Here is a 16,524-nt window from a genome sequence, read left to right as displayed (position 1 = left end):
CTGCGCCGTGCCCTCAGCCGGGCAGCTCGACGGAGAGGCCGTGGCGGAAGACGTCGCGCGGGTCGTAACGCCGCTTGACCTGCTGGAGCCGGGGATAGTTGCCCTTGTAGTACAGGGCCTGCCAGCCCACGCCCGAGGTGTTCCACTCCGGGGATGCCAGGTCGACGTCGGGATACCCGATGTACGAGCCGTCGTTGACCTCGTCGGGCACGGGCACACCACCGGTCTCCGCGTACACGTCGCGGTAGAACTCCCGGGCCCAGGCGATGTGGTGGTCGTCCTCCTCGGCCGACTGCCAGAACGCCGAGTAGGAGGCCTTGAGCACGCAGTCGCGCTGCGCCACGGCGGTGGCGTCCGGAGCGACCGCGTTGACCTCGCCGCCGAAGCCCGTGAGCACCAGGCAGGCCATCGGGTTGGAGTAGTCCGACTGCGACAACCGCCGGTAGAGAGCGTCGAGTTGGTGCTCGGTGAAGCCCTTACGGAGGTAACCCGCCTTGTTCTTGTACCGGCCGCGCGGGTCGCTGGGCCAGCTGTAGGACGGCAGCCACGTGCCCATCCAGTCGACCTCCTCCCGGGTGACGGTGGGTTCCACGCCGGTGCCGGCGACCACGGCCTCCAGATGGGCCGTCAGCAGTCCTTCGGCGTCATGCACGTCGGCGTCGATCACGGCGGTCATGCCGAAGCCGCCCGCCGACCGGTGCGTCACGATGAGGTTGGTCCACAGCTGCTTGTACGGAGAGTCCGGCGCGCTGTTCTGCTCGTACCAGGTGCCGTAGTTGCGCAGCAGCGTCGTGAGGGCATGGGCGTCGATGGTGTCCCAGGACCAGCTGACGTCGGCCCGGAGCATCCGGGCGGGCGCCTGGGGGAGGGCATCGGCCGCAGTGGCCGGCCGGTCTCCGGGGCGGCGCATCCAGTACCGGGTCACGATGCCGAAATTGCCGCCGCCACCGCCGGTGTGCGCCCACCAGAGATCCCGGTGCGGGTCGTCGGGCTCACGGGTGGCGATGGTGACCCGCGCCTTGCCCGACGCGTCGACGGTCACCACCTCCACCGCGTACAGGTGGTCGACCACCAGGCCGTCGCGGCGGGAGAGATGGCCGTAGCCACCCGCGGTGAAGTGGCCGCCGACGCCGACCTCGAAGCAGGTGCCGGCGGGCACGGTGACACCCCAGCCCTTGTGCAGTTCGGTGTAGACCTGCTCCAGGTTGGCGCCGCCTTCGATGGCGAAGGCGGCGAGGCGCTCGTCGTAGGAGACGGAGTTCATCCGCGAGAGATCCACCAGGACCTCGACGTCGGGGGAGGAGGTGAAGTCCTCGAAGCAGTGACCGCCGCTGCGCACCACGATCCGCTTGCCGGCCGCGACGGCCTCCTCGACCGCGGTGACGACCTCGTCCGTGCTGGTCACCAGGCCCACGTAGTCGGGACTGCCGGTGAACCGGTGGTTGTACCCCTCCAGCAGGCTCGGATACCGGTCGTCCTCGGGGGTGATGCGCTCCCCGCGTGCGATTTCAGTCATTGCGGACACTCCTCCTCGGCGGTCGTGCCTAGAAGGTCACACCTGGCCCGCGGCCGCCGCATCTCTCGGTTTGCGGTTCTCAGACCCGCGACGCGGCCCTGCGACGGGCCGGGCGGACGTCGTCCCTAGACGATCTCCATCGTGGCCATCATGCCGATGTCGCTGTGCTCCTGGATGTGGCAGTGGTAGAGGTACTTGCCGCGGAAACCACTGAACGTGGCCTGCACGCGGACGGTCTCGCCGGGGCTGACGAGAATGGTGTCCTTGAGCCCCTGCTCGCCCGGCAACGGCGCCTTGCCGTCGCGGTCCAGGACGCGGAACGGCACCAGGTGCATGTGGAAGTTGTGGTCGATGGCCCCGTGGGTGCCGCCGTCGGCCGTGTCCGCGTTCGTGATCTCCCAGATCTCCGTGGTGCCTTCCTTGATACGGAAGTCGACGCGGTTGTGGTCGAACGTCTTGTCGTTGATGGCGAACTGCGTGCCGTCGGCGGTCATGGAGAACTTCACCTTGCGGACGTTCGAGGCCTTCGGCAGCGCGGGCAGGGCGCGCAGCTTGTCGGGCACCCGGCTGTCGTCGGTGGCCGTGCCCGTCACGTCGAACCGGACGATCGGCTCGTTCTCCCGGGCGTCGGTGAGCAGCACATGGGAGCCGGCCTCGTGGCGGGAGAAGTCCACCACGACCTCGGCCCGCTCGCCCGGGGTGAGCGTGATCTTCGTCCGGGACACCGGCTCGGCGAGGAGGCCGCCGTCGGAGGCGATCTGCACCAACTCCTGCCCACCGAGGCTCACTTCGATGATGCGGTGCAGCGTGGTGTTGAGGAGACGCAGCCGGTACTTGCGGGCGGCGACGGGGAAGTACGGCTGGATCCGGCCGTTGGTGTGGAGCATCGTGGGCTCCGGGCTCGGCTCGAAGATCATGCCGCCCTTCTCGTCGAAGCGGCCGTCCCGGACCACGATCGGCACGTCGTACGTCCCGGAGGGCAGGCCGAGTTCCTTCTCGTCGTCGCCCTCGATCAGGTAGAGCCCGGCCAGGCCCCGGTAGACGTGCTCGGCCTCCATGTGGTGGGTGTGGTCGTGGTACCAGAGGCTCGCGCCCGGCTGCTGGTTCGGGTACTCGAACACCCGTGACTGGCCGGGCTCGATGAGGTCCATCGGGAAGCCGTCGCTCGCCGAGGACACATGCCCGCCGTGCAGGTGCACGGTCGCCGCCCGGTCGAGCCGGTTGATGTATGTGACCTTGGCCGCCCGGCCCTGCCTGGCGTGGATGGTGGGGCCGATGAACTGGCCGCCGAACGTGAGCACAGGGGTGCTCACGCCCGGGAATATCTCGTTGGTGGCGGCCAGCATGGGCAGTTCGTAGACGTCGAAGTCGCCCTGCGTCGACACCGGCTTCAGCACCTCCGGCAGCGGCATGCGCTCCGCGAAGGGGGTGAAGGGCGGCGGGTTCGCCGCGGTCGCCTTGGCGGCCTTGTCCGATCCACCGGAGGAAGCCTGGTGGTGTGCGTGCGGGTCGGGATTCTCGCGCGCGACGGAGTCCGTCGCCTCACGCAGCGGCCAGACCAGCGCCCCGGCCCCCACGGCGCCCCCCAGTCCCAGCAGGCGTCGTCTGTTCAGCATCAGTTCCCCAATCGGTGCTCCGGGTGAGGGCCGTCAGCGGTTCCCCACGCCATCAGCCACAGCGAGTCGGCCCCACCCGGAAACGCACCGGACGGCGGCGGGCGGCGGGTGCCGTGTTCCGCGGCCGCGGACAACGGAAGGGCCGCCGTAGCGATCCTGGCACCGGGCGAAGGCGCGGGCCTCTTCCAGATTGCTCAATCCGTCGCGCCCTGTCCGCACGCCAACAGGCGGGCCACAGAAGGCAGTTGGGCAGACCTGCGGCACCCCGCCGATCCGGGGCCGAAAGGACAGCAACCACAGAGATGAAGCGGCGCCCGCGCGGCCACCACGCTGACCCCCACGGCGCGCATCGAGGAGTTCAGCCGCTTCGTTGAGCTGCCCGTTCGGCTCGACTCGAGAAAGGCAACCACCATGAAGGCAGCCGTTGTTCCGCACGCCGGGGCGCGCTGGGAGCTGCGGGACGTCGCCACGCCGCAGCCCGGCCCCGGTCAGGTCCTCGTCAGGGTCCGCGCCTCCGGGCTTTGCCACAACGACCTGTTGCTCACCGACGGTTCGTTCCCCTTCCCCGCGCGGGACGATGTCGTCGTCGGCCACGAGGCGGCAGGTGACGTCGTAGCCGTCGGCGCCGGCGTCACCACCCGCAAGGTCGGTGACCGCGTCGGCGCGACCTGGGTGCAGGGCACCTGCGGGGAGTGCGACTACTGCAAGCTGAACCTGCCGCTGACCGGGCAGTCCGGTATGAACTGTGCCCGGCCCACGATGACGGGCATCACCACCCAGGGCACCCACGCCGAGTACGCGGCCGTCACGGCCGAATCGACCGTGCTGCTCCCCGACCAGCTCAGCTACGAGCAGGCCGCCCCGGTGCTGTGCGCGGGCTACACGGCGTGGAGCGCGCTGCGCGCCGCCGACCCGAAGCCGCACGAACGGGTCGCGGTGCTCGGCATCGGCGGACTCGGCCACCTCGCCGTGCAGTTCTCCCGGGCCTGCGGATTCGACACCGTCGCCATCACGCGTTCCCCCGACAAGCACGACCTGGCCCGCGAACTGGGCGCCGACACGGTGGTCGGCGACGGCGCGGAGCTGCTCGCGGCGGGCGGCGCCGACGTCATCCTGGTCACCGGCACGTCGTACGAGGCCGCCACGGACGCCCTCAAGGGGCTCCGGGTCAACGGACGGATGGTCCTGGCCACCATCAACCCCGAGGGCTCGTTCACCATCGACGCGCGCAGCCCGCTGTGGGCCAAGCGCCAGCAGATCATCGGCGCCACCCACAACGGCCTGCACCAGCTCGCGGAGGCGCTGCGACTCGTGGCGGACGGCAAGGCCACCCCGCGCATCGAGACGTTCCCCAAGGAGAACATCGCCGAAGCGGTCGCCGCGGCCGGCAAGGGCGACCTGCGGTTCCGCGCGGTCATCACCTTCTGACCGCGGTCGAACAGCCGGTTCCTGAAGAACCCACCACCGTGCGGCCCTGGACCAACTCGACGCGGGAGGCAGGTCGTTGGCGGCACGAGGGGCACTGGCCGGCGACCCAGCCGATCCAGGACAGCCTCACCGGTGCCATGCACGACGACTACGACGCGCACTGCCTCGGCCCCGCTCCGGGCCCGCGCGGACCACACAGGTTCCGGGTCGGCCGACCGGCCGGCCCTTCGCATCAGGACTTCAGGAGGACGACAGTGGCACAGCATCTGAAGGTCGCCGAACCGGAGACACCACCGGCAGCCGCCGGTCCACCCGCGCCTGCGCGAGCGGCAGCCTCCGCCGGGTCTCCCGCGCGCGCCTGGTGGCGCCGCCCGTGGGTGGTGCCGCTGGCCGTGGTCGTCCTCGGCTTCCTGAGCTACGTCCTGCCGCCGTACCTGGGGCTCGACCCCAAGGCGTCGCTCATTCCGATCAGAGCGGATGCGCCGGCGCACTATCCGATGCTGGTCGCCCACATAGGCACCGGCTCGATCGCCCTGCTCACCGTGTGCCTCCAACTGTGGCCGTGGTTGCGCAGGCAGCGCCCCGCGGTGCACCGCTGGAGCGGACGCGTGTACGTCTTCGTGGGTGTCCTTCCGTCTGCGGTGCTCTCGTTCCTGATCACGCCGCTCTCGCCCGCGCCGAGCATCGGTACCACGCTGGGCGGCATCCTGTGGGTGATCACCACGGGCATGGGCTTCTGGCGGGCCGTCCAGGGCCGCTACCTCGCCCACCGCCGGTGGATGCTCTACAGCTTCGCCTTCGCGATCAACATCGTCTGGGGCCGGGTGTTCTTCTACGTTCTGGAACTCCTCGGGGTGACGAACCAGACCATCATCAGTCAGGTCGTGGGCACCGCGCCGTGGCTGGGCTGGGTCATCAACCTGTTCCTGGTCCAGTGGTGGCTGAACCGGACGGCGGACCGCAAGCTCAAGGATCTCGTCTGAACCGGCCGTACGGGACAGCGGAAGAGGGGGCCACGCGACACTGCTCGGTCGCGTGGCCCCCTCGACGCGTTCACGCCGCCGAACGGTCAGGGGGATGCCGCACTCTGGAAGACGCCGGCCCGTGGCGCAGCCCGGACAATCCACTTCCGAGACCGGTTGTGGCTCTCTCCGGGTCCTTTCGACGACGAGGCAGGTACACATGACACAGGCAACGGCCCCCAGTCCGGGCAGACTTCCGTCCCTGACCGCGTTGCGGTTCGTCGCCGCGTTCCTGGTCTTCGTCTTCCACGCGCACTACTTGGGCATATTCAGCGACACCTCGGTGCTGACGGCGTACAACTTCGTCACCAGCAGCGCCGGCGGGGTCGGCGTCTCGTTCTTCTTCGTGCTCAGTGGGTTCGTACTGACCTGGGTGGTGAAGCCGAACGACACGATGGGCAAGTTCTGGCGCCGGCGGTTCTTCAAGATCTTCCCGAATCACGCCGTGGTCTGGCTCATCGGCGTCGCCGTGCTGCTCGTATCAGGTACCGCGATCGCGGTCGGGCCGGCCACGGCCAACCTCTTCCTGGTGAACGCCTGGGTACCGGACGTGAACAACCTCGTCCTCGCGGTCAACGGCGTCACGTGGTCGCTGTCGGCGGAGCTCGCCTTCTACCTGCTGTTCCCGTTCCTGATTCTCGGCATCAACAAGATCCGGGCCAACCGGCTCTGGTACTGGGCCATCGCTGTGTCGGCGTTGGCATTGTCGGTCCCGCTGCTGTCGAAGGCCTTCCTGCCCGACGCTCCGATGTTCCCCGGGTACGACCAGTTCTCCTGGCCGCAGATGTGGTTCGCCTACCAGTTCCCGCTGGTGCGCTGCCTCGAGTTCGTCGTCGGCATCCTCTTCGCCCGCATCGTCCTGAGCGGGCGGTGGGTCCGCCTCGGCCTGGGTCCGGCCGCGCTCGGCGTCCTCGCGGTGTCTGTGGGGGCGCTGTGGCTGCCCCCGCTCTGGTCGTTCGCCGCGCCCTACGCGTTCCCGCTCGGGCTGCTTGTCGCGGCCGCCGCCGCCGACGACGTCGCCGGCCGGGCAACACTGCTGGCCCGTCGTCCGCTGGTCTGGCTGGGCGAGATCTCGTACGCGTTCTTCCTGATCCACCTCTACGTGCTGAACTCGGCGCAGGCGGCGCTCAAGGGGCAGTGGATGGGGTACGGCGCCTTCGAACGGACGTCGTTGAGTACACCGGTGGCGGTGCTGTTCCTGCTGGGCTGCCTGGCCGTCAGCATCGTCCTGGCCTGGCTGCTCTACCGGTTCGTCGAGATGCCGGTCATGCGGAGGTGGTCCAGCCCCCGGCCGCACCGGCCGCACCAGTCGCACCAGCCGGACCGGCCGCCGGTGCGCGCGGTCGATACCGGTGAGGTCAAGACCCCCACGACCACGGGCTGAGTCGAATCCCGGCGCTCCGCCGGGGAGTTCGGTGACCGGCTCCGGATCGTCGGACGTCGACGGCGTCGCTGCCTTCTGTCCCGGCGTCATCCACGCGAGTAGCGAGAGCATCGGACCTGCGGGCCCCGGCAGGCGTCTTCGTAAGTGCTGTGTGATCAGGATTCCGGGCACGCTGCGCTCAGTTCACCGACATGGCCCGCAATCCAAGAGATGCCTGGCCCCGTCTCCAGACCACATCGTGAAGTCCATGGGCGCGGAAGGGCTGGACGGGGGCGACCGGGTGCCGACCGTGAACCCCGGAAGCCCCGGAACCGCAGACTCCCAACATCCCCAGCACGATCCCCAGGAGGTGGGCAAGATGCCCCAGGAAACACCCCGGTCGGCGGCCGATGGCGACCCGACCCGCGCAGTCGTGCTGGGCGGCAGCATCGCCGGGCTGTTCGCGGCCCGTGTGCTCTCCGAGGCCTACGACGAGGTCCTGGTCGTCGACCGGGACACGGTCACCGGCGTCGAAGGACCGCGCCGCGGACGTCCCCAGGGCAAGCACATCAACGCCATGCACGTGCGCGGCCGGGTGGTGATGGAAGAGTTCTACCCCGGCATCACCGACCAGCTCATCGCAGACGGCACCCCGGTCGGCGACTACTCCGGCTCGGTCCGCTGGTCCTTCCGCGGCCGCCCGGTCAAGCGTGCCGACATCGGCCACATCGCGGTGCCGGCCTCGGCGCCGCTGATGGAGCGCCGGATCCGCGAACGCACGGCCGAGCTGGCGAACGTCCGGTTCGTCGAACGCTCCGACATCCTGGGCCTGGTCACCACCGCCGACCACGCGCAGGTGACGGGCGTCAAGGTGCAGAGGAAGGGCGCGTCCGGCGAGACGATCGCGGCCGACCTGGTGGTCGACGCGACCGGGCGCGGCTCGCGCACCCCGGTGTGGCTCGAGGAGATGGGCTACCCGCGCGTCGAGGAGGAGCGGACCAACATCGGCCTCGGCTACGTCACTCAGAACTACAAGATGAAGGCCGACCCGTACAACGGCGACCTCGCGATCATCGCTGTCGCCTCGCCCGAGGTCCCGCGCGGCGTCATCTTCACCAAGACCGAGGGCGACACGACCCTGATGACGGTCTACGGCATCCTCGGCGACCACCCGCCGACTGACCAGGAGGGGCTGTACGAGTTCGTCAAGGGCCTGCCGGTGCCGGACGTCCACGAGGCGCTGAAGCACGCCGAGCCGCTGGACGAGCCGGTCGCCTTCAAGTTCCCCACCACACAGCGCCGCCGGTACGAGCGGATGGGCCGGTTCCCGGCCGGCCTGCTGGTCATGGGTGACGCGGTGTCCTCCTTCAACCCGGTCTACGCGCAGGGCATGACGGTCGCGGCGCTGTCCGCCCTCACCCTCCGCAGCCACCTGCACTCCGGCGCCACGCCGGACGCGCGGCAGTACTTCCGCGACCTGGCGCGCGACGTCATCGACCCGCCGTGGGAGATGACGCGCACCGTCGACCTGGGCTTCGACGGCGTCGAGGGCAAGCGGGACCTCAAACTGCGCATAGGCCAGCGCTACTTGGCGATGGTCCAGGTAGCGGCGACCCGCGACCCCGAGGTGACCCGCGGGTACATGCGTGCCGCCGGGATGCTCGACCGGCCGGAGCAGCTGATGCGCCCCGGCATGATCGTCCGGGTCCTGCTGAACGCGCTGCGCGGCCCGGCCGGGCCGGCCGCCGTGCCCCCGGCCGTGGCCAACGCCCCCCGAGCCGGCCAGAAATCCGCTGACCGGGTCCCGGCGACCGGATCAGCCGAGCAGATCCCGGCCCTGACGAGTCATGCGGACAAGAGCCCGTGACCCTGATCAGGACCGTATCGCTGTGCGGATCGGGTCTGCCGCGGCCGCAGGTGCCGGAACGGGTCCGGGCCCGCCGCGGCCTCGGGGCGGTGATCCGAGGGCGCTGAACCTGCACGCGATGCACCAGACACGAACTTCCGACCCGTACGGGCGGGTTGCCTGCGGGCACGCCCGCCCTCAACACCCAGTACCTCTGAAACGCAGTGAGGAGCAGTGACATGACCACTCAGCAGTCGTCGACCACCGCGGACATCGCCCAGCAGGTCGCCGCCATCTGGGCCGAAGTCCTGGGCCCGGGCTCCGATCGGCCCGGCGCCACGTTCGTCGAGCTCAACGGACAGTCCATCGCCGCCGTGCGGATCGTCGCGAAGGTCGAGGAGCAACTGGGCATCACGCTCGACGTCGGCGACCTGTTCGAGGACCCGGACCTGGAGACCCTCACCCGGGGCATTCTGGCCAGCGCGGAGGGGTGAGTGGGATGGCCGAACTGACCCACGTCGACCCTGCCACCCCGCTCGACGAAGTCGTCGAGATCCTGGAACGCGACGGAGCGGTGATCGTCGAGAACTTCGTCGATTCCGAGACGCTCGCCGCGCTCCAGGCGGACCTCGGACTCGGCCTCGAGGCGGCCGGCTACAGCGAGAGCGGCTACGACGGCACGAAGACCAAGCGGCTGTCCAGCCTGTTCCAGCGGTCGCCGCAGCCGATGACCAACGTGGTCCTGCAACCGCAGTTCCTCGGCGCGGCCCGGCGCCTGCTGCAGCAGCCCACGCACATGTGGATCGGCAAGCTCCGGATGGAGGTGACTCCGAGCATCCAGATCAGCTTCACCCAGGCGATAAGAATCGACCCGGGCCAGGGCCGGCAGCCGTTGCACCGCGACGACGCGATGCATCTGTGGCGGCATCCGGGGCCGCAGTGCCGGCTGCAACTGATGCTGGCGATGACCGAATTCACCAGCGCCAACGGCGCGACCCTGGTCATCCCCGGCAGTCACCACTGGGACGACGAGCGGGCCCCCACCTACGCCGAGGCGGTTCCCGCGGTCATGCCCGCCGGTTCCGCCCTGCTCTGGCCGGGCGGGGTCTACCACGGCGGCGGAGCCAACACCACGGACTCGCCGCGGTACAGCCTCTCCGTCGGGCTCGACCTGGGCAACCTGCGGCAGGAGGAGAACCAGTATCTCGCCGTATCCCGGGAAACGGTCCTGACCCTGCCGGAGGAGGTGCAGCGGCTGCTCGGCTGGGACCGTTGCCCGCCCGGCCTCGGCCAGGTCGAGACGCAGGACCCGCACCTGCTGCTTGAGCAGACACAGCAGGAGCTCGCCACCAGGCCACGCGGTGCGAACCCGCTGATGTAAGTGGTCGTGAGCCGAAAGCAGCCGGTGCGCCGTCGCGAAAGCGGACGCGCACCGGCCGCGGCGTTCACCGTGGTCCAGGCGACCGGGCCGAGCGTCTTCGAGCCTGCGCTGCTGTCACTGAGCACTCTGGCGGATGCTCGCGCGGCTGCCCGGCGAGCACCCTGAGAAGCAGAACCGCCCGGACCACCAAGGGGAGTTCATGCTTGACACCGCGTCCATCGCCTTCCCTGGCGACCCCGACTACGCCGCTGCCACCAGCGTGTTCAACCTCAAGAGCCCAGCGCACCCCGCCGCCGCGCTCACCGCCACCTGCGTCGCCGACGTACGGGCTGCGATCAGCTATGCGTCGGTGCGCGGCCAGGGCGTTCGCGTCCACACCACAGGCCACTCCGCCGGCGCGGCCACCTCGATGACCGGCGACCTCCTGATCCGTCCCATCCTGTCCGGCGGCGTCGAGATCGACCCTGACCGCCGTCTGGCCCGCATCCCCGCGGGCACGCCCTGGAGCGCCGTCGTACAGGCCGCCGCACCACACGGCCTCGCCGCGCCCCACGGCACCTCGGGCACCGTCGGCGCCATCGGCTACCTGCTGCACGGAGGCGTGAGTCTCTACGGCCGCAAACTCGGCCTGGCCGCCAACCACATCCGCTCCGTCGAACTCATCACCGCGGACGGACACGTGCGCTGCGTGAGTGCCGCCGAGGACCCCGAACTCTTCTGGGCCATACGCGGCGGAGGCGGCGGCTTCGGCGTCGTCACCGCCGTCGAGATCGACCTCTTCCCGGTGCCCGATCTCGTCGCCGGCGCCGCCTTCTGGTCGTGGGAGCACGCCGAGGCCGTGGTCGGCGCCTGGTACGACTGGACGCTGCACGCGCCCGACGAGGTCTCCACCTCCCTGCGCGTGATGAACCTGCCCGACCTGCCGGAGATCCCACCGATGCTCAAGGGCGGCCCGGTGGTGTGCGTCGCCGGTGTCGCCTTGGCGGCCGCCGCCGCGCGCGACCTCCTCGACCCGCTTCGCAAGATCGGCGAGCCGGTACTCGACACCTGGCAGGAGTGCGGACCCGAAGCGGTCCCGGACGTCCACATGGACCCCGACGAGCCCGGCACCTTCATCGGCGACCACATGCTGCTCGCCGAGCCGGGCCGCGAAGGAATCGCCGAACTCCTGCGGATGACCGGCGCGGGCTCCGGCTCGCCCCTGATCGCCGTCGAGCTGCGACAGCTCGGCGGGCGCCTGGCCGAGGCTGCCCCGGCCGGCGGCGCGCTGAACCGCCTGGACGCGCGCCTGGCCTACATGGGCGCCGGCGTCCCGGAACTCAGCGGCACACCGGCGGAGATCATCGAACACTGCGACAAGGTGCGCGCCGCCCTGGGCCCGTGGGATACGGGCCAGACCGCGCCCGGCTTCGTGAAGGGCCTGGACCGGCCGCGCGGGCATCTGTCCGAAGCCGATGTCCGGGCGGTCGAGCGGGTCCGGGCGCGCGTGGACCCCGACGGCCTGTTCCGGGGCGACGCGATGCCGGAGACCGTGATCGTGCCCTGACTCGGCACGCAGGAAGACGCCAAGGACCTCGTGCCCTGCCATCGTCGGAGACATGCCCCAGGTGATCGCAGACATCTCCGTCTCCCTCGACGGCTTCATCGCCGGCCCCGACGACAGCCCCGACCGCCACCCCCTGGGCATCGGCGGCGAACGCCTCCACCAATGGCTGTTCGAACTCGGCACCTGGCGCGCCCGAGCCGGGCACGAGGGCGGCGACGACCAGGGAGCCGGCGCCGACATCATGGGCGAGTACTTCACCCGCACCGGCGCCGCCGTGATCGGCCGCCGTATGTTCGACCACGGCGAGAAGGCGTGGGGCGACGAACCGCCGTTCCACGCACCGGTCTTCGTCGTCACGCACCGGCCGCTGCCGCCGCGCCGGATGTCCGGCGGCACCCGCTTCGAGTTCGTCACCGGCGGCGTCGCGGAGGCAGTCGGGCGGGCCGCCGCCGCGGCCGGAGCGCAGGGCAAGGACGTGGCGGTGATGGGCGGCGGACAGGTGATCGCCGCTGCTCTGGCCGCCGGTGTACTGGACGAACTGCGCCTGCACGTGGTGCCCGTGCTGCTCGGTGGCGGCCGCCCGCTGTTCGCAGAGCCCATGGATCCCGCGATCGCGTTGGAGACGACGCGCGTGGAGCTGTCGTCCGGCGTGACCCATGCATTCCATCGCGTTCTCAAATAGGAAGGAAGGCACAGATGCTCGCCGACAAGGTGATGCTGGTGACCGGCGTCGGTCCCGGCCTCGGCCGCGAGATCGCGGTCCGTGGCGCCGAGGCCGGAGCCGACGTGGTCCTGGCGGCCCGTACCGAGACGGTCCTGAAGTCGGTGGCCGCCGAGGTCGAGTCCCACGGCCGCCGGGCGCTGACGGTCCCCACCGACATCCTCGACCCCGACGCCTGCCGAGCGCTGACCGAGCGTGCCCTGGACACCTTCGGCCGGGTGGACGTCTTCGTCAGTAACGCTTTCGCACCCCCGACCATGGGCGACCTGGCCACGATGGACCTGGACGCCGTGCGCGCCTCGCTGGAGACGGACGCCCTGGCCGCGCTGCGCCTGGTCCAGCTCCTGGCGCCGACCCTGACCGGACACGCCGGCTCGGTCGTGATGGTCAGCTCGGCGGTGGTGCACCACTCCCGCCCCAACTTCGGCGCCTACAAGGCTTCGAAATCCGTACTGCACTCACTGGCCGGCAGCCTGGCCACCGAGCTGGGCCCGAGCGGCGTCCGGGTCAACACCGTGGTGCCGAACTACATCTGGACCGAAGGGCTGAAGGGCTGGTTCGCGATGCAGGCCGCTGAACGGGGCGTGACGCTGGAGGATGTCTACGCCGAGACCGCGGCCGCGTTCGACCTGCGCCGGCTGCCCGACCCGGGCGACGTCGCCAACGCGGTGCTGTACCTGGCCTCGGACCTGGCCAGGGCGATCACCGGGCAGAGTCTCAACGTCGACGCGGGCGAATTCCACTCCTAGGGAGACACTCCCTAGCCCGCACGGAAAGCCGAAAGTGCCTTCTGCGCTGGGATGACGCGGCCTGTCCAGGGCTTCTGTCACCACAGCGGGAAGGCACTTTCTGCGTGCACACCACCGGGTCGCGTCCCAGGCTCGTCGTCCCGATCAACTCGACCTGGAACGGCAGGCGTTGGCACTGTTGAACACCAGCCCCGGGTCGTGTCCGCGGGGCTGGTGTTCGGGTCGTCGGCATCCTGATCGTCATGCGTGCCGCCCACCGGCACGGGTCGGGGACTACGCGTCCGGTGCGGGCCGATGGGCGCTCGCCAGCCTCATCTGGGCATACCCACGGTTGGCCACGGTAGTGAGCAGCACGGCGGAGCTGGCGTGCGTACGCCCGGTGGAGAGATCGCGCCAGACCCGTTCCAGGCGAGTTCCTTCACGTACGGCAGGGCTGCCGGCGGTCGGCTGGAGAATCTCATCAACTGCCCGCCAGGCCAGATCCGTTGCCTCTCGGCAGGTGAGCGCGATCCGCACGTCTTCCTCGGGGGTGAACGCCCCGACCGGCAGCTCGGACAGCTCGTGCCAGCGCCGCGACGCAGCGAGAGCCAACGTCTCGGCGGCGTCGATCATGCTGCTGGCCTTCCCGTACCAGAGCTGATAGTCGGGATCCTCCGCCCTGGGCAGGAACGGCGGGATGATCGTGGTGCGGGAGAACATCAGCTCCGTGTACGCGTCGAGCGCGCCCTGGCACATGCCGACTGCGATGTGCGCGCCCTCCAGAGCCATCGAGCTCGCCGGCGCGCCCCCGTACTGCGGGTGCGCGTGCAGCTCGCGGCCCGGGGTGCCCTCGGTCACCGAGATCTCCTCGAAGTTGACCTCGATGCCGAAGTGATCGGGGATGTGCCCGCCGGAGATCCGGATGCTGTGCGAACCGCTGCCCTTGAGGCCCAGTTGGCCACCCCAGTCGTCGAGCCTCTCCCACTGATCGCGGGGCGCGATGAACAGCAGCCGCCGCGGCGGGTTCGCGTCATCCCCGGCGATCACGGTATTGCCCATCAGGTGGGTCGCGTACGGCGCACCGGAGCAGTACCTCCACACACCGTCCAGGATCCAGCCGCCGTCCTCGGCGCGCCTGGCCGTTCCGTACGGGGCGTTGACGAGCGGTGCGATGAAGTCGCCGCCGTCGAAGATCTCGGCCTGCGCCTTCTCCGTGAACATGCTGCCGGCGAACAGCGAGTGCGCGGCCCCCAGGCAGAACATCCAGCCCGTGGACGGGCAGGCACGGCACAGGATCATCGCGACCTGCAGGAACGTGTCGAAGCCGAACTCGTAGCCGCCGTACCGCTTGGGCACCGTTATGCGGTAGAAGCCGGCGTCCTGGAACGCCCGATGGGTGTCCTCGGCGTAAAAGGTCCGCTGCTCGGTCTCGTGCTGGCGCGCCACCAGGTCGGGCACCATGGCCTTGGCCCGCTCGATCAGCACGGCCGGGGTGACCTCGGCCTCGGACGGCATGGCCGCGCCCGGCGCGGCGTACTCGGTGTCGATCATGGCCCCGGCCCTCAGATCGCCGTGTCCGCGTCGGCGACCAACTCGCCGATCACCTGGAGGAATTCGGCTGCCTGATCCTTGACCTCGGCCTGCTCGAAGAGGTGGCGGCTGAAGCTGAGCCCGCCGACCACTTCGGTGTCGCTCAGGTGCATCGACCAGATCATGCCGTCCGGAGTGTCGGAGCCGAGCGGCTGCGGGATGACCCGCCGCCAGATCGCCGTGTACTCGAGGTCGCCGATCCGGTTGCCCTGCATCAGATAGGGCGGCTGGACGGCCTGGAACAGGGTCGGCACCGCGTCGGGGCCGGCCGAGGACATCAGCTCGGGCGCCTCGGCGAGGATGTGCAGCAGCGGCAGCTCATGCGAGAAGGCGCCGATGCAGGCCTTCCTGGAGCGGGCGACGACATCGCGGAAGGTCCGGCAGCCCTCCAGATTCACGCGCAGCGGGGTGAAGTTGAAGAACGACCCGACCGTGGACTGGAAGCGGTGCTCACGGCCCGGCGTGAAGGTGGGCACCACGATGTCGGTCGCCTGGGTACGACGGTTCATGAAGACGGTGAACGCGGCGAGCAGCACCATGAACGGCGAGCTGCGTGTCTCCTTGGCCAGCCGGGACACCTCCGCGGTCAGTTGCGCGTCGGTGGTGAACCGGTGGTAACTCGTCGCGGGGGACTGCCCGGTGGGGTGCACCGGCGCGACCAGGATCTTGGCGCCGCGCAGCGTCTCGCGCCAGTACTCCCGTGAAGCGGCCACCGCCGGCCCGCCGGCCTCCTCCTGCTGCGCGGCGACGTAGTCCCGGTACTGGGTCGCCTCGGGCAGCTGCGGCTCGTTCCCGGCCGCGCGAGCCGCGTAGCACTCCGCCAGGTCCTGCAGGATCAGCTGGATCGACCAGACGTCGGCGGCGCTGTGGTGGGCGCACAGAACCAGAACGGAGTCCTGCTCGTCGAAGCGGCCGAGAACGGCCCGCAGCAACGGGACCTGGTCGGCCGGGAAGGACCGGGTCTCCGCCTCGATCATGAGCTCCTCGGCGCGCCGGTCCCGGTCCGCGCCCGGCGACTCGTCCAGGTCGACCAGCTGCAACTCCGGCTGTACGGCGGGCAGTACGCTCTGCGCGCCCCCGTTCTCCAGGTCCACCACGGTGCGCAGCGCCTCATGCCGCTCGACCACATCGGCCAACGCCACACGCATGGCCTGTACGTCGACGCGGCCTTGGACCCGCCACGCGAAGACCTCCGTGTAGTGCGGCCCGAACGGCCCGGTTTCGAAGCCTTGGGCGAACATGCAGAGAAACTGCTGCTGCAGTGAGAGCGCCGCAGTCGCCTGCTGGGGTTCCGAAGTCGTGGTCATGTGGGATCTCTCCTCAGAAATGGCGGACGCTGCCGTTGTGGAGGGCATTGATCAGCGCGTCGCGTTCGAGTTCGGCGACGACCAGGCCATACCGACCACGCCTTGGTCGTCGCTGTCGGACGGCACGCTGTGCATGCCGGCCGGGCCGATCGTCCGGTTCTTCGCGACCGGCGTGGTGGCCGGGTACTGCGCACATCCGTCACGAACGGACCTGCCGGCCGCAGCAGTTCGCGCCGCCGCGCCTCGATTCTCATCACCGCTTCGAGGGCCGCGCATCTTCGTGATTGCGCCCCCCACCCACGACCGGCAGATTCAACCGGACACGGGCGTGCCGTGAGGAGCTGAGGAACTGAGCGCCAGGACGGTGCCGGACGGGAATGTCGTCGCTTCGGCGTCGGCTTCGGCTTCGGCTTCGGCGTCGGTGTCGGCCCGGGTGACCTGCTAAGCCGCGTCCCGGCGG

At 70.0% G+C, this 16,524-nt stretch carries 14 protein-coding genes; 10 read left to right on the top strand and 4 right to left on the bottom strand.

Annotated features, from left to right (window positions below):
* Positions 1 to 13 precede the first annotated feature (13 nt).
* Both GUY60_RS00650 and GUY60_RS00645 read right to left on the bottom strand, forming a co-directional pair.
* Positions 14 to 1,516 (bottom strand): FAD-binding oxidoreductase, encoded by a 1,503-nt coding sequence (locus tag GUY60_RS00650; RefSeq protein ID WP_161692841.1) that lies wholly within the window; start codon positions 1,514 to 1,516, stop codon positions 14 to 16.
* Positions 1,517 to 1,641: 125 nt separating this feature from the next.
* On the bottom strand, positions 1,642 to 3,132 hold the full coding sequence (locus GUY60_RS00645) for a multicopper oxidase family protein (protein ID WP_161692840.1): 1,491 nt from the start codon (positions 3,130 to 3,132) through the stop codon (positions 1,642 to 1,644).
* Positions 3,133 to 3,543: 411 nt separating this feature from the next.
* On the opposite strand from GUY60_RS00645, the gene GUY60_RS00640 reads away from it, so the two are divergent.
* The 9 genes from GUY60_RS00640 to GUY60_RS00600 all read left to right on the top strand — a co-directional run bounded on the left by GUY60_RS00640 (position 3,544) and on the right by GUY60_RS00600 (position 13,188).
* Positions 3,544 to 4,560 carry an alcohol dehydrogenase catalytic domain-containing protein gene (locus GUY60_RS00640; protein WP_161692839.1) on the top strand — a complete coding sequence of 339 codons (1,017 nt, stop codon included), beginning with the start codon at positions 3,544 to 3,546 and terminating at the stop codon, positions 4,558 to 4,560.
* Between the two features lie 254 nt (positions 4,561 to 4,814).
* Positions 4,815 to 5,543 (top strand): DUF2306 domain-containing protein, encoded by a 729-nt coding sequence (locus GUY60_RS00635; protein ID WP_312866138.1) that lies wholly within the window; start codon positions 4,815 to 4,817, stop codon positions 5,541 to 5,543.
* Between the two features lie 199 nt (positions 5,544 to 5,742).
* On the top strand, positions 5,743 to 6,966 hold the full coding sequence (locus GUY60_RS00630) for an acyltransferase family protein (RefSeq protein WP_161692838.1): 1,224 nt from the start codon (positions 5,743 to 5,745) through the stop codon (positions 6,964 to 6,966).
* Positions 6,967 to 7,324: 358 nt separating this feature from the next.
* On the top strand, positions 7,325 to 8,812 hold the full coding sequence (locus GUY60_RS00625) for an FAD-dependent oxidoreductase (RefSeq protein ID WP_161692837.1): 1,488 nt from the start codon (positions 7,325 to 7,327) through the stop codon (positions 8,810 to 8,812).
* A 218-nt stretch (positions 8,813 to 9,030) separates the two neighbouring features.
* Positions 9,031 to 9,285 carry a phosphopantetheine-binding protein gene (locus GUY60_RS00620; RefSeq protein ID WP_161692836.1) on the top strand — a complete coding sequence of 85 codons (255 nt, stop codon included), beginning with the start codon at positions 9,031 to 9,033 and terminating at the stop codon, positions 9,283 to 9,285.
* A gap of 5 nt (positions 9,286 to 9,290) precedes the next feature.
* Positions 9,291 to 10,172, top strand: a complete 882-nt coding sequence (locus GUY60_RS00615) for a phytanoyl-CoA dioxygenase family protein (RefSeq protein ID WP_161692835.1) — start codon at positions 9,291 to 9,293, stop codon at positions 10,170 to 10,172.
* Between the two features lie 199 nt (positions 10,173 to 10,371).
* Positions 10,372 to 11,718 carry an FAD-binding oxidoreductase gene (locus GUY60_RS00610; protein WP_161692834.1) on the top strand — a complete coding sequence of 449 codons (1,347 nt, stop codon included), beginning with the start codon at positions 10,372 to 10,374 and terminating at the stop codon, positions 11,716 to 11,718.
* A 52-nt stretch (positions 11,719 to 11,770) separates the two neighbouring features.
* Positions 11,771 to 12,400, top strand: a complete 630-nt coding sequence (locus GUY60_RS00605; RefSeq protein ID WP_161692833.1) for a dihydrofolate reductase family protein — start codon at positions 11,771 to 11,773, stop codon at positions 12,398 to 12,400.
* Between the two features lie 14 nt (positions 12,401 to 12,414).
* Positions 12,415 to 13,188, top strand: coding sequence for an SDR family oxidoreductase (locus tag GUY60_RS00600; protein WP_161692832.1), 774 nt, complete (start codon positions 12,415 to 12,417; stop codon positions 13,186 to 13,188).
* Positions 13,189 to 13,461: 273 nt separating this feature from the next.
* Here the strand turns inward: GUY60_RS00600 and GUY60_RS00595 are convergent, their stop codons facing one another.
* Positions 13,462 to 14,718: an acyl-CoA dehydrogenase family protein gene (locus tag GUY60_RS00595; protein ID WP_161692831.1), complete on the bottom strand. Its 1,257-nt coding sequence runs from the start codon at positions 14,716 to 14,718 to the stop codon at positions 13,462 to 13,464.
* 11 nt (positions 14,719 to 14,729) lie between these two features.
* Positions 14,730 to 16,064, bottom strand: a complete 1,335-nt coding sequence (locus GUY60_RS00590) for a condensation domain-containing protein (protein ID WP_161692830.1) — start codon at positions 16,062 to 16,064, stop codon at positions 14,730 to 14,732.
* Here GUY60_RS00590 and GUY60_RS00585 point away from each other — a divergent pair.
* Positions 16,063 to 16,401, top strand: coding sequence for a hypothetical protein (locus tag GUY60_RS00585; protein ID WP_161692829.1), 339 nt, complete (start codon positions 16,063 to 16,065; stop codon positions 16,399 to 16,401). The two genes, GUY60_RS00590 and GUY60_RS00585, sit on opposite strands and share 2 nt — an antisense overlap.
* Positions 16,402 to 16,524 lie beyond the last annotated feature (123 nt).

It is taken from the genome of Streptomyces boluensis (assembly GCF_009908195.1).
GTDB classification, from domain to species: Bacteria; Actinomycetota; Actinomycetes; order Streptomycetales; family Streptomycetaceae; genus Streptomyces; species Streptomyces boluensis.
Note: the sequence above shows the minus strand (reverse complement) of the source record. Positions and strands in the feature narration are given on the sequence as shown.

Coding starts and splice junctions, on each gene's coding strand:
- GUY60_RS00650 (WP_161692841.1), bottom strand. CDS start 1,516: ATGACTGAAATCGCACGCGGGGAGCGCATCACCCCCGAGGACGACCGG.
- GUY60_RS00645 (WP_161692840.1), bottom strand. CDS start 3,132: ATGCTGAACAGACGACGCCTGCTGGGACTGGGGGGCGCCGTGGGGGCC.
- GUY60_RS00640 (WP_161692839.1), top strand. CDS start 3,544: ATGAAGGCAGCCGTTGTTCCGCACGCCGGGGCGCGCTGGGAGCTGCGG.
- GUY60_RS00630 (WP_161692838.1), top strand. CDS start 5,743: ATGACACAGGCAACGGCCCCCAGTCCGGGCAGACTTCCGTCCCTGACC.
- GUY60_RS00625 (WP_161692837.1), top strand. CDS start 7,325: ATGCCCCAGGAAACACCCCGGTCGGCGGCCGATGGCGACCCGACCCGC.
- GUY60_RS00620 (WP_161692836.1), top strand. CDS start 9,031: ATGACCACTCAGCAGTCGTCGACCACCGCGGACATCGCCCAGCAGGTC.
- GUY60_RS00615 (WP_161692835.1), top strand. CDS start 9,291: ATGGCCGAACTGACCCACGTCGACCCTGCCACCCCGCTCGACGAAGTC.
- GUY60_RS00610 (WP_161692834.1), top strand. CDS start 10,372: ATGCTTGACACCGCGTCCATCGCCTTCCCTGGCGACCCCGACTACGCC.
- GUY60_RS00605 (WP_161692833.1), top strand. CDS start 11,771: ATGCCCCAGGTGATCGCAGACATCTCCGTCTCCCTCGACGGCTTCATC.
- GUY60_RS00600 (WP_161692832.1), top strand. CDS start 12,415: ATGCTCGCCGACAAGGTGATGCTGGTGACCGGCGTCGGTCCCGGCCTC.
- GUY60_RS00595 (WP_161692831.1), bottom strand. CDS start 14,718: ATGATCGACACCGAGTACGCCGCGCCGGGCGCGGCCATGCCGTCCGAG.
- GUY60_RS00585 (WP_161692829.1), top strand. CDS start 16,063: ATGTGGGATCTCTCCTCAGAAATGGCGGACGCTGCCGTTGTGGAGGGC.
- GUY60_RS00590 (WP_161692830.1), bottom strand. CDS start 16,064: ATGACCACGACTTCGGAACCCCAGCAGGCGACTGCGGCGCTCTCACTG.